Source organism: Brachybacterium sp. (genome assembly GCF_036379615.1).
Classification (GTDB): Bacteria; Actinomycetota; Actinomycetes; order Actinomycetales; family Dermabacteraceae; genus Brachybacterium.
Genome location: NZ_DASVGJ010000042.1, coordinates 42013 through 54515, shown reverse-complemented (window position 1 = coordinate 54515; position 12503 = coordinate 42013). Strand labels below are relative to the sequence as shown.

At 71.4% G+C, this 12503-nt stretch carries 11 protein-coding genes; 4 read left to right on the top strand and 7 right to left on the bottom strand.

Features of this window, described 5'->3' with window-relative positions; translation table 11 throughout:
- Both VF289_RS08215 and VF289_RS08210 read left to right on the top strand, forming a co-directional pair.
- On the top strand, window positions 1–945 hold a 945-nt coding region (locus VF289_RS08215; protein WP_330882938.1), incomplete at its 5' end, for a PEP/pyruvate-binding domain-containing protein.
- Between the two features lie 88 nt (window positions 946–1033).
- Window positions 1034–1495, top strand: a complete 462-nt coding sequence (locus tag VF289_RS08210; RefSeq protein WP_330882936.1) for a DUF6463 family protein — start codon at window positions 1034–1036, stop codon at window positions 1493–1495.
- A gap of 45 nt (window positions 1496–1540) precedes the next feature.
- On the opposite strand, the gene ilvD is transcribed toward VF289_RS08210, so the two are convergent.
- From ilvD to VF289_RS08195, 3 genes are all read right to left on the bottom strand, one after another.
- The gene (gene ilvD / locus VF289_RS08205; RefSeq protein WP_330882934.1) at window positions 1541–3280 is read right to left on the bottom strand and encodes a dihydroxy-acid dehydratase; all 1740 of its coding nucleotides are present in this window, start codon (window positions 3278–3280) and stop codon (window positions 1541–1543) included.
- An 84-nt stretch (window positions 3281–3364) separates the two neighbouring features.
- Entirely contained in the window at window positions 3365–4627 is a 1263-nt protein-coding gene (locus VF289_RS08200) for an alpha-hydroxy acid oxidase (protein WP_330882932.1), read from the bottom strand.
- Between the two features lie 110 nt (window positions 4628–4737).
- The gene (locus tag VF289_RS08195) at window positions 4738–6423 is read right to left on the bottom strand and encodes an L-lactate permease (RefSeq protein WP_330882930.1); all 1686 of its coding nucleotides are present in this window, start codon (window positions 6421–6423) and stop codon (window positions 4738–4740) included.
- A gap of 316 nt (window positions 6424–6739) precedes the next feature.
- Here VF289_RS08195 and VF289_RS08190 point away from each other — a divergent pair, with 316 nt between their 5' ends.
- Window positions 6740–7552 (top strand): FadR/GntR family transcriptional regulator, encoded by an 813-nt coding sequence (locus VF289_RS08190; RefSeq protein ID WP_330882929.1) that lies wholly within the window; start codon window positions 6740–6742, stop codon window positions 7550–7552.
- 118 nt (window positions 7553–7670) lie between these two features.
- Entirely contained in the window at window positions 7671–8042 is a 372-nt protein-coding gene (locus VF289_RS08185; RefSeq protein ID WP_330882927.1) for a hypothetical protein, read from the top strand.
- A gap of 15 nt (window positions 8043–8057) precedes the next feature.
- Here VF289_RS08185 and VF289_RS08180 read toward each other — a convergent pair whose 3' ends face one another.
- Genes VF289_RS08180 through VF289_RS08165 form a run of 4 tightly spaced genes read right to left on the bottom strand, consistent with a single transcriptional unit; the run spans window position 8058 to window position 12473 of the window.
- Window positions 8058–9212, bottom strand: a complete 1155-nt coding sequence (locus VF289_RS08180; protein WP_330882926.1) for a bifunctional 2-methylcitrate synthase/citrate synthase — start codon at window positions 9210–9212, stop codon at window positions 8058–8060.
- Window positions 9209–10195, bottom strand: a complete 987-nt coding sequence (gene prpB, locus VF289_RS08175) for a methylisocitrate lyase (RefSeq protein ID WP_330882924.1) — start codon at window positions 10193–10195, stop codon at window positions 9209–9211. The genes VF289_RS08180 and prpB overlap by 4 nt, the downstream gene beginning before the upstream one ends.
- Entirely contained in the window at window positions 10195–11712 is a 1518-nt protein-coding gene (locus VF289_RS08170; protein WP_330882922.1) for an MmgE/PrpD family protein, read from the bottom strand. Before VF289_RS08170 ends, prpB begins: the two co-directional genes overlap by 1 nt.
- Window positions 11712–12473, bottom strand: a complete 762-nt coding sequence (locus VF289_RS08165) for a GntR family transcriptional regulator (protein ID WP_330882920.1) — start codon at window positions 12471–12473, stop codon at window positions 11712–11714. Before VF289_RS08165 ends, VF289_RS08170 begins: the two co-directional genes overlap by 1 nt.
- Between the last annotated feature and the right edge of the window lie 30 nt (window positions 12474–12503).

The window sequence follows — 12503 nt, the reverse complement described above, 5'->3', positions numbered from 1 at the left end:
CTCGCGCGCGCGCTGCGGCCCCGGGCACAGGGGGCGCTCGGGCCCCAGGTGGCGGTCCGCTCCTCCGCCACGCACGAGGACACCGCCGGGGCCTCGGCCGCCGGCCAGCACAAGAGCATCCTCGCGGTGCGAGGGAGCGAGTCCGTCGCGGCGGCGGTCCTGCAGTGCTGGGCCTCCCTGTGGTCGCACCACGCGGTCTGCTACCGGCAGGCGCGCCCTCCGAGGGATGCGGCACCGCCGGAGATGGCGGTGATCGTGCAGCGCTTCATCGAGGCGGACGTCTCCGGAGTCCTGTTCACCGGCGAGGAGAGCACCGTGGAGGCGGTCCGCGGTCGCGGCGAGCAGCTGGTCGGCGGCGCGGTCACACCGGACGCCTGGAGGGTCGGGGCGGCGAGGAACCTCGAGCGGCGTCTCGGGGACAGGGCTCAGCGGGCGCCCTGCCTGAGCGATGCGCAGGTGCACGCCCTGGTGACCCTCGGGGAGGAGGTCGTCACCGTGCTGGGCACCGAGGCCGATGTCGAATGGGCTCTCCTGGACCAGCGCCTCCACGTGCTCCAGGCACGGCCGATCACCGTGGCCGTGCCCCGCACCCCGAAGGCCGGACCTCGGGACGCCGGGGCGCTGCGAGGCACTCCCGCGAGCGGAGGCGTTGCGCGCGGCACGGCCCGGTGCGTACGCGGCCCGCAGGACTTCCGACGGGTGCAGCCGGGCGAGGTGCTCGTCTGCCATGCCACGGACCCTGCCTGGACCCCGCTGTTCACGGTCGCGGGAGCAGTGGTCACGGAGACCGGGGGAGTGCTCTCCCATGCCGCGATCGTGGCACGGGAGCTCGGCATCCCGGCCGTCCTCGCAGTCCCCTCGGCGTTGGCCGAGATCCCGGACGGCGCCCTCGTCACCGTCGACGGCGATGCAGGACTGGTCAAGGTGGCGGCGACACCCGTCTGAAGGGCCCGTTCGAGGATCCCCCTCGCGGGGGAGCCGGTCCACCCTGGGGGAGGAGCCGGTACGGGATCCGTCGCGGAAGAGTCAGGGCATGTCCTCACCACGACCCGCCGCACCACGACCCGCCCATCCCGCGCCCGCCGCATCCCGCCTGACCCTCGCCGCCGGCTGGTCGCTCCTGGCGATCTGCCTGCTGCATACGCTCGCCTTCTCGATGCACCCGTACTGGGCGGACTGGCTCGCCGGGCCCTTCCGCGACACCACCGCCGTCGCCGACGAGTCGATCCAGTTCTGGGGCCTGCCGGGAGGGTTCGTCGTCCCGGGAGCGCTCCTCGGGCTGCAGATCCTCGAGCGCGGTCGTCAGGGTCTCCGCCTTCCCGCCTACGTCGGCGGGGTGCTCGCCGTCTGGGCCCTGGCCTGCCTCTGGGTGATCGGCCCCAGCGGGTTCCTGGTCGTCCTGGTGCCGGCCGGACTGCTCCTCGCAGCGCGCCTGCGCGCAGAAGTCACGGCACCGGGCGCGGCGGCACGGCGGCGATCTCCTGCGGAGCGCTGAGCGTCGCGCAGTCCCCGCCCGCCCGCTCAATCTCCGCCCGCCCGCTCAGTCCCCGAGGATCGCGCCCCTCGAGGCGGACTTCACGAGTTTCACGTACTTGCCCAGCACGCCCTTGGTGAACTTGGGCGGCAGCGGCTCCCAGCCCTCGCGCCGGCCCGCCAGCTCCGCCTCGTCGACCAGCAGGTCCAGCGCACCGGTGCTCACGTCCAACCGGATCCGGTCCCCGTCCCGCACGAAGGCGATCGGTCCGGCGTCGACCGCCTCGGGGGCGATGTGCCCGACGCACAGTCCGGTGGTGCCGCCGGAGAAGCGGCCGTCGGTCATCAGCAGCACGTCCTTGCCCAGGCCCGCGCCTTTGATCGCGCCGGTGATCGCGAGCATCTCGCGCATGCCGGGCCCGCCCTTGGGGCCCTCATAGCGGATCACGACCACATCGCCGTGGGTGATGGTGCCGTCGTTCAGGGCGTCCAGCGCCTGCTGCTCCCGCTCGAACACCCTCGCAGTGCCTTCGAAGGCGTCCTCCTCGAAGCCGGCGGACTTCACGACCGCGCCCTCGGGGGCGAGCGATCCGTGCAGGATCGTGATCCCTCCGGTGGGGGCGATGGGCGCGGAGGCCGGGCGCAGCACCTTCCCGTCGGCCGGGCGCGGGGCGAGCACCTCGAGGTTCTCGGCGATCGTGGACCCGGTGACGGTGAGACAGTCGCCGTCCAGCAGCCCCTCATCCAGCAGGGTCTTCATCACCACCTGGATGCCGCCGACGTGGTCGACGTCGTTCATCACGTAGCGCCCGTACGGCTTGAGATCCACGAGATGGGGGACCTTCGCGCCGATGCGGGCGAAGTCCTCGAGGGTCAGGTCCACGTCCGCCTCGTGCGCGATCGCCAGCAGATGCAGGACCGCGTTGGTGGAGCCGCCGAAGGCCTGCACCACCGCGATCGCGTTCTCGAAGGCGGCCTTGGTCATGATGTCGTGGCTGGTGATGCCCTGGCGGAGCATCCCCACCACGGCCTCGCCCGCGCGGCGAGAATCCGCATCGCGGCGACGGTCGGCCGACGGGGGAGTGGCCGATCCGGGGATCGACATGCCGATCGCCTCGGCGACGCTGGCCATGGTGTTGGCGGTGTAGAAGCCGCCGCAGGCGCCCTCGCCGGGACAGATCGAGCGTTCGATGCGGCCGACGTCCTCGCGGCTCATCAGCCCGCGCGCGCAGGCGCCGACGGCCTCGAAGCCGTCGATGATGGTGACCTCCTTCTCCTCGCCGGTGGAGAGGCTGACCCGGCCGGGCATGATCGTGCCCGCGTAGACGAAGACGCTGGCCAGATCCAGACGGGCGGCGGCCATCAGCATGCCCGGCAGGGACTTGTCGCAGCCGGCCAGCAGCACCGAGCCGTCCAGCCGCTCGGCGCTCATCACGGTCTCGACGCTGTCGGCGATCAGATCGCGGGAGACGAGCGAGTAGTGCATGCCGTCGTGCCCCATCGAGATGCCGTCGGAGACGGAGATGGTGCCGAACTGCAAGGGGTACCCGCCGCCGGAGTGCACGCCCTCCTTCGCGGCCTGGGCGAGCCGATCCAGCGACAGGTTGCAGGGGGTGATCTCGTTCCAGGAGCTCGCGATGCCGATCTGTGGCTTGTCCCAGTCGGCATCGCCCATCCCCACCGCGCGGAGCATGCCGCGCGAGACGGTCGCGCCGAGTCCGTCGGTGACCTGGCGGCTGCGGGGCTTGATGTCGGGGGTGGTGGCCGTTGCGTCGCGGGCAGTGCCCGCGGTCTCCTCAGCGTTCATGTGCCGACCCTAGGACCCCGCGCCGCCGATGTACACGGCCGACGGGGCGCGTCGGCCCCGCCGGCGTGCCCGCCGACCGGGCGTTCAGAGCGCCCGCGGGCGGCTCCGCTCCTCCTCGCCGAGCCGGGCGAGGCGGCTGAGCTGGGTGACGTGCTGCGGGCCGAGATCGGCCAGGGTGGGGACCTGCAGCAGCTTCATGGTCTGCTCGACCTGGCTCGCGAGGATCTCGATGGTGCGGTCCACGCCCTCCTTGCCGCCGGCCATGAGGCCGTAGAGGTAGGCGCGGCCGATCATCGTGAAGTCGGCGCCGAGCGCGATCGCGGCGACGATGTCGGCCCCGCTGCGGATGCCGGTGTCCAGGATGATCTCCATGTCCTTGCCGACCTCGCGGGACACCTCCGGCAGCAGGTGGAAGGGCACGGGGGCGCGGTCGAGCTGGCGGCCGCCGTGGTTGGAGAGCACCACGGCGTCGACGCCGAGGTCCGCGAGCTTCTTCGCGTCCTCGAGGGTCTGGACCCCCTTGACCGCGAACCTGCCCGGCCACATCGTCCGGATCTCGGCGAGGTCCTCGAAGTCGATCGACGGGTCCATCGCGGAGTTCAGCAGCTCGCCGACGGTGCCGCCGGTCTCCGAGAGCGAGGCGAACTCGAGCTTCGCGGTGGTCAGGAAGTCCCACCACCACCAGGGACGCGGGATCGCGTTGACGATGGTGCTGAGGCTCAGCTGCGGCGGGATGGAGAAGCCGTTGCGGGAGTCGCGCAGACGGGCACCGGCAACGGGGGTGTCCACCGTGAAGAAGAGCGTGTCGAAACCGGCCGCGGCCGCCCGCGCGACCAGGCCGTAGGAGATCTCGCGCTGGCGCATCACGTAGAGCTGGAACCAGTTGCGGCCCAGCGGGTTCGCCTCTTTGACGTGCTCGATCGAGGTGGTGCCGAGGGTCGAGAGGGTGAAGGGGATCCCGGCCTCACCGGCCGCCGTGGCACCGGCGATCTCGCCCTCGGTCTGCATCAGCCGGGTGAAACCGGTGGGGGCGATGCCGAAGGGCCGGGCGGAGCTGCCGCCGAGGATCTGGGTGGTGGTGTCCACCGAGGAGACGTCGTTCAGGATCGAGGGATGGAACTCGATGTCCTCGAAGGCCTCGACGGAGCGGTCCATCGAGATCTCGCGCTCGGCCGCGCCGTCGGTGTAGTCGAAGGCGGCGGCGGGGGTGCGGCGCTTCGCGATCGTCCGCAGGTCGTCGATCGTCAGCGCCGAGGAGAGGCGTCGACGCTTGCCGTTGAGCTCGACCTTCTTGAACTGCATGAGCTCGAGGAGCTCGGCGGGGCGGGGGACCTGTCGCTGGACCATGGGGGTTCTCCTTCGGGGCGGCGTATCGGGGCATCGGGGTATCGGCGTATCGGCGTATCGGGGTTCGGAGGTGGGAGGTGTCCGGATCGGGCGGGTGCGGCGGGGTCAGATCATTGGACCGGGATCATCCACGAGAGCACGGTGGATTGCAGCCCGACCAGCAGGCACAGGGCCACCAGCATGCCGAGGCTCCACCAGATCACCGTGCGGAAGATGGCGGACTCCTTGCCCACCAGTCCCACCGCGGTGGCGGCGATGGTGAGGTTCTGAGGGCTGATCATCTTGCCCACCACGCCACCAGAGGTGTTGGCCGCGACCAGCAGCGCGGGATCCAGCCCGGCCTTCTCCGCGGCGGTCTGCTGGAGCGTGGCGAACAGGGCGTTGGCACTGGTGTCGGAGCCCGTCACGGCGGTGCCGAGCCAGCCCAGGATCGGGGAGAGGAAGGCGAAGGCCGCGCCGGCGCCGGCGATCCAGGTGCCGATGGTGATCGTCTGTCCGGACTGGTTCATGACGTAGGCGAGGGCGAGCACGGAGGCGACGGTGAGGATCGAGTAGCGCATCGTGACCACGGTCTTCACGTAGACGTCCGCGGCATCGCGCAGCGGCAGGCGGTAGACCACGGCGACGATCACGCCGGTCAGCAGCAGCAGGGTGCCGGGGGAGGAGAGCCACTGGAAGGAGAAGACGGTGCTGGTCGAGAGCTCGCCCGCGGCGTCGTGGATGTTCCCGTCCAGTCCCGGCCAGGGGATCATCAGGTCGGTGGACTCCAGCAGGGAGCTCAGCGGCATCCACAGCTTCGAGGCCGAGAAGATCGCGATCACCAGCAGATAGGGGAACAGGGCCATGAACACCCGGCTCGGGGTCAGGCGCACCTCGGTGCGGGTCTCGGTGGCCAGGGCCGTGCCGCCGGGGCCGGGATCGGGGGCGTCGGCCCCCTCGCTCTCGCGCTCGCGCTCCATGTTCTCCAGCGCGTCCTGGCCGCCCACGGGCTTCCACACCTGGAGCATGAGCACGGCGGCGGCGAGGCCGGCGAGCGAGGCGATGATGTCGGTGAGCTCGACCGAGAGGACGTTCGCGGAGACGTACTGGCTGATCGCGAAGACGAGGCCCACCACCAGGGCGAGCGGCCACAGCTGCCGCAGACCGCGACGGCCGTCCACCAGGAAGACCAGGAACATCGGCACCAGCGCCGCGAGGAACGGGGTCTGGTGGCCGATGATCGCGCCGATGTGCTCGTAGTCGATGCCGGTGAGGTTCCCGGCGGTGATGATCGGGATGGCGATCGCGCCGAAGGCGACCGGAGCGGTGTTGGCGATGAGCACGACGGTCGCGGCACGCATCGCGGTGAAACCGATCGCCATCAGCATCACGCCGGTGATCGCGACGGGCGCACCGAAGCCGGCCAGCGCCTCGAGCAGCCCGCCGAAGCAGAAGGCGATGATGATCGCCTGGACGCGCGGGTCGTCGGAGATCGCATCGATCACCCGGCGCAGGTCCTCGAAGCGGCCGCTGCGCACGGTGAGCTCGTAGAGCCAGATCGCGTTCAGCACGATCCACATGATCGGGAAGAGCCCGAAGGCGAAGCCCTGGGTCGCCGAGAGGCCGACGAGGCCCACCGGCATGCCGTAGACGGCCACGGCGACCAGGATCGCGACGCCCAGCGAGGTCAGGCCCGCCCAGTGGGCCTTCCAGCGCAGCACGCCGAGGGTGAGGAAGATCGTCAGCAGAGGGAGGACCGCGACCAGCGAGGACAGCGCCAGGCTGTCTGCCAGGGGAGCGAGATCCGGTGTGTACATGGGGACCTCCGACACGAATCAGCGGCGGTGCTGCACTGCATCACCGTCGATGTCGTGCCTCGTGTGTCGATGAGGAGTCGAGCGGCAGACCGTCCTGTGGTCTGACCACTAAGGGATGGTACGGGGTGCGGTCGTCGACGACAAGGGGACGGCCGCCGGAGATCCACCGTCGCCCCGGAACCCCGTCGGCCGCACGCTGTCCGAGCGCACGCAGTGCGACTGCGAGCAGCCCGGTCGCGCGGCGCGGGGCAGTGAGCCCTGCGCTCGCGCGGACCCGCCCGGGGTTCTGCCGGAAGGCTGTGCTACAAACAGAGCTATGGTCGAGGCGACGAAGGACGATGAGGTCGGACCGCAGCGCGCACGCCCCCGGGTGGCCGAAGCGAGCTGGCGACCGGTCGCGCGGGCCAGCACTCACGAGCTCGTCCTCAACGCGATCGAGGACCAGATCATGCACGGCACCCTCGCCGTCGGCGATCTGCTGCCCCCTGAACGTGAGCTCGCCGCGCGTCTCCAGGTCAGCCGGGCGGGGGTGCGCGAGGCGATCCGCGTCCTCGAGGGCCACGGGGTGCTGCGCTCCGACGTCGGCTCGGGGCGCGGCGCCGGCACCTTCGTCGCCTCCCTGCCGAGCGCCGCCCTCGAGCGATTCCTCCGCCTCCATGTCGCGCTGTCGAACTTCCGCCTCGAGGAGGTGATCGAGGCGAGGGTGCTGCTCGAACGGGCCAGCGCCTCCCTCGCCGCCCGGCGCGCGGGCGAGGAGGCGACGGCCGAGCTCGAGCGACTGGTGGCACGGATGGACGACCCGGAGCTCAGCCGCGAGGACTTCAACGACGCCGACACCGCCTTCCACGTCGCGATCGCGGAAGCCGGGGGGAACGCCCTGTTCTCCGACATGACCGGCGCGATCCGCGCTTCGCTGCGGCGACCGATCCTCGAGGCCTTCACGAAGGTCGAGGACTGGGACGGCTTCGCCGCGATGCTGCGCCGTCAGCACCACGAGATCCTCGAGGCGATCCTCCGGGGGGACGACGCCGCAGCGGCGGAGCTGGTCGCCGCCCACATCGGCGCCGCGGGCGAGGCGCTGCCCGGATTGGCGGGCGCAGCGGCGCAGCCCGGAGGACCCGGCGACTGAGCGGCCCGGCCCCGGGAGCGGCTGAGGGCCGATTGCTACGCTGACGGTGCCCGAGGATCGCCCGCGAACCTGCCCGTCCGTCGGGCGGCGGGCGGCGCCCGCGGTGAGGAGGATGCGCATGTCGACCACGAACGCCCCCGCCGGACTCGCCCTGAAGATCGTCATCTCCCTGCTGACCGTGATCACCGCGGTCATCCATCTGTCCATCGGTGTGCCGCTGTTCGTGCTGAACGGCCTCGGTTATCTCGGACTGCTGGTGCTGCTGTACGCCCCGTTCGCGCCTCTGCGCCCGATCCAGCCGATCGTCCGCTGGGTGCTGGTGGGCTACACCGCTCTGACCGTGGCGCTGTACTTCCTGGCCGGCCCGCCGTTCGACACGCTCGGACTGCTCACCAAGGCCGTCGAGGTGCTGCTGATCATCGCCCTGGTGATCGAGGCACGCCGGGCACGGTCCGTGCCCGCGGTCGGCGCCGCCCCCAGCAGGGGCTGAGGACGGCGCGCTCGCTCAGGCGCCGGGGACGGGCCGCTCGTCGGGCCCGCTGTACTCCGACAGCGGCCGGATCAGGGCGTTGGACGCCCGCTGCTCCATGACGTGCGCGGTCCAGCCCGTCACGCGAGCCGCGATGAACAGCGGAGTGAACAGCTCGGTGTCGAAGCCCATCAGGTGATACGTGGGACCGGCCGGGTAGTCGAGGTTGGGCTTGATGCCCTTGGCCTCGTCCATCGCCTGCTCGAGCCCGTTGTAGAGCCCCAGGATCTCTGGCCGCTCGTAGTGCGCGATCATCGCGTCCATCGCCTGCTTCATGGTGGGCACACGGGAGTCGCCGTGCGTGTAGACGCGGTGGCCGAAGCCCATCACCTTCTTCTTCTGCGCGAGGGCGTCCTCCATCCAGGCCGTGGCCCGTTCCTTGGCCTCGGCCTCGGACTCCTCGGGTCGGATGCCGAGCTCGTCGAAGGTGTGCATGACCGCTTCGTTGGCGCCGCCGTGCAGGGAGCCCTTGAGCGCGCCGATCGCCCCGGTGACCGCGGAGTGGAGGTCCGAGAGGGTGGAGGTGATGACTCGGGCGGTGAAGGTGGAGGCGTTGAAGGAGTGCTCGGCGTAGAGCACCATCGAGACGCGGAAGGCATCGACCACCTCGGGGGCGGCCTCCTCGCCGAAGGTCATCCACAGGAAGTTCTGTGCGTAGTCCAGATCCTCGCGCGGGGCGATCGGCTCCGTCGGCCCCCCGGCGCGCCGCCGCCGCTGCTCGTAGGCGATCACGGCCGGCAGCTGGGCGAAGAGGCGCCGTGCCTTCTCGAGCTCGGCCTCGGGGGAGGAGTCCTCGGCGGCCGGGTCCAGGCCTCCGAGCACGGAGACGGCGGTGCGCACGGCGTCCATCGGATGGCAGGTCGGCGGCAGCGAGTCGAGCGCAGCCCGGACCTCCGGGGCGAGCTCGCGATGGGCGCGCTCGTGCGCGGTGGCGGCAGCCAGCTCCTGCGCCTCCGGCAGCTCCCCGGTCCACAGCAGGTGCGCCACGGCCTCGAAGGGCTGGGTCGCGGCGAGCTCGGGGACGGGGTAGCCGCGGTAGAGCAGCGAGTTGGTCTCGGGATTGACCTTGGAGATGGCGGTGACGTCGGCGATGACGCCGTTCAGGCCCTTGCGGATCTCGTTCTCGCTCATGTCTCGCTCCTGGGATCGACGGCGGTGTCGGTGGTGGTGGTGTGGGTGTCCGGGGTGGCGTGCGCGCCGGGTGAGCTGGGTCGGGCGCCGGGGACCTCGACGTCGAACACCGAGGTGTCGAAGCGGTTGTAGGACTCATAGTCCACCAGTTCGTACAGTCGCGCACGGGTGAGCATCTCCGGGACCCGGGATTCCTGGGTCCCCTCCTCCAGGATCGTCTCCAGCACCCGCTCGGCCGCGCCCATCGCGGCGCGCAGCAGCGTGACCGGGTAGATCACCATCGCCACCCCGGCCGCGGCGAGCTGCTCGCGCGTGAACAGCGCGGACTTCCCGAACTCGGTCATATTCGCCAGCACCGGCACGTCGAGCGCCGCGCACACCTGCTCGAACTCGCCGAGGTCCTTCAGAGCCTCGGGGAAGATCGCGTCGGCCCCGGCGTCGACCAGCGCCTTCATCCGGTCGATCGCGGCGTCGAGCCCGTCGGTGGCGCGCAGATCGGTGCGGGCCATGACGAGGAAGCCCGGGTCACGCCGGCCGTCGGCCGCGGCGCGGATGCGCTGGGTGGCGGTGGGCAGGTCCACCATCGTCTTGCCGTCGAGGTGGCCGCAGCGCTTGGGGTTGACCTGGTCCTCGATGTGGCAGCCGGCCAGGCCCGCGTCCTCGAGCTCCTGGACCGTGCGGGCCACGTTCATCGGTTCGCCGAAGCCGGTGTCCGCATCGATCAGGCAGGGCAGGTCGGTGGAGCGGGCGATCTGGGCGCCGCGCGTCGCGACCTCCGAGAGGGTGGTCAGGCCGATGTCCGGCAGGCCGAGCTCGTTCGCGATCACCGCGCCGGAGATGTACACCCCGGGGAAGCCCTTCTCCTCGATGAGCGTCGCCGACAGCGGGGTGAAGGCGCCGGGGAAGGGCTGCGCCGCCCCCGGGGTGAGCAGGGTGCGCAGGTGCTGGCGCTTCTGGGCGGGGGTCCTCGTGCTGGACAGCATCAGAACAGTCCCTTCGGAGCGGCCGACGGGTCGAGAACTCCGGGGGCGGCCTGGAGGGTCAGCCTGCCGAGCTCACCGGCGGGCAGCGTCGCGAGCTGCGCGGCGGTCTCGAGGAAGCGGGCGATCTCGGCCTCCTCGACCAGCCCCTCGGCGAGGGTGCGGAACTTGTGCACGTACTGCTCGCGGGCGAAGGGGCGCGCGCCCTGAGGGTGGGCGTCGGCGACCGCGATGCTGTCCTCGATGACGGTGCCGTCGGTGAGAGTGATGACCACGGCGCCGCCGAAGGCCTTCTCGGACAGGTCCAGGGAGTGGTAGCGGCGGGTCCACTCCTGATCCTCCTCGGTGGTGACCTTGTGCCACAGCGCCACGGTGTCGGGCCGGGCGGCCCGCTCGGGGGCGTAGGAGTCGACGTGGTGCCAGGACCCGTCCTGGAGGGCGACGGTGAAGATGTACGGGATCGAGTGGTCGAGGGTCTCCCGTGAGGCGGTCGGCTCGTACTTCTGCGGATCGTTCGCACCCGAGCCGATCACGTGGTGGGTGTGATGGGAGGTGCGGATCAGGATCGAGGCGACGCGGGCGGGATCGGTCGCCTCGGGGTGCTCGGCGTGGAGCCTGCGGGCCAGATCGATCCAGGCCTGGGCCTGGTACTCCGCGGAGTGCTCCTTGGTGTAGGTGTCCAGGATGGAGCGCTTGGGCTCCCCGGACTCCGGCAGCGGCACCGTGTAGCGAGCGCCCGGGCCGTCCAGCAGCCAGGCGATCACGCCGTCCTCGCCCTCGTAGATCGGGACCGGGGAGGTCTGGCCGCGCATGGCGCGGTCCGCCGCCTCGACGGCGAGCTTCCCGGCGAAGGCGGGGGCGTGGGCCTTCCAGGTGGAGATCTCGCCCTTGCGGGACTGGCGGGTGGCGGTGGTGGTGTGCAGCGCCTGGCCGATCGCCTGGAACACCGTCTCGGTGTCCAGACCCAGCAGGGTGCCGATCCCGGCGGCGGCCGACGGGCCGAGGTGGGCGACGTGGTCGATCTTGTGCTCGTGCAGGCAGATCGCACGCACCAGATCCACCTGCAGCTCGTAGCCGGTGGCGATGCCGCGGATCAGATCCCGGCCGGAGCGGCCGGTGTGCTCGGCGACGGCGAGGATCGGCGGGATGTTGTCCCCGGGATGGGAGTAGTCCGCGGCCAGGAAGGTGTCGTGGTAGTCCAGCTCTCGCACGGCGACGCCGTTGGCCCAGGCCGCCCATTCCGGGGAGGTGCGCTGCTCGATGCCGAACACCCCGGCCCCGGAGCCGCCGGCGGAGACCGAGTGGGCGAGCGCCTGCGCACGGGCGGAGACGATGGGAGCGCGGTTCAGCGAGGCGATCGCGACCGAGGCGTTGTCGATGATCCGGTTGATGATCATCTCTTCGACATCGGCCTCGACCTCGACGGGGTCGACGGCGACCTCGGCCATCGTCCAGGCCAGCTGGCCCTCGCGGGGCAGGTTCTCGTCGGAGCGGTGGACGCGGACATCATGGTCGATCATCAGGCGGTCTCCTGGAGGGGCGGGGGCGTGGTGGACGTGGTGGTCGGTGTCGGCGACTGTGGCGGTGACAGGGTCGGAGGGTCAGCGCCCTGGTCCTGCAGGTGGGCGAGAGCCTGGCGGAGGTGGACGGTGGTGGCGGCGGCGGCGAGCTCGGCGTCACCGGCGGCGACGGCGCGGGCGATCGCAGCGTGCTCGCGCGCGGAGTCGGCGAGGCGCCCGGGGGAGTTGCGTGCGAGCCGGCGCAGGCGGCCCAGATGAAGGCGCAGCCCGCGCAGCGACTCGGCGAGGTAGGGGTTCGCGCACGCGGCATCGAGCGCGGCATCGAGCTCGGTGGTCAGGGCGTAGTAGGCGCTCGGGTCGGTGCCCCGTGCGAGCGCGGAGGTGGCCCGCTCGAAACGTGCGGCGAGAGCTGCGAAGCGCGAGGGGAGATCAGTGCCCTCGGCGGCCTCGGCTGGGTCCACCCGGTCCGCGAGGGCGGCGCGCTCGGCGGCGCGGCGGGCGGCGAGAGTCTCCAGGGCGATCCGGAGGTCGAAGAGCTGCGGGGCCTCGCCGAGGGAGACGGCGGTGACGACCGCGCCGCGGCCCCGCGAGGATTCGGCGAGCCCGTCGGCGACCAGGCGGGCGAGTGCTTCACGCAGCGGGGTGCGGGAGATGCCCAGGCGCGCGGACTGCTCCACCTCGCCCAGCACGGTGCCGGGATCGAGATGGCCGTCGATGATCTCCTCGCGGAGCGTCGAGTAGGCGCGGTCGCTGGCACGCATACGACTCAGTGTATACAGCGAGAAGGGGAC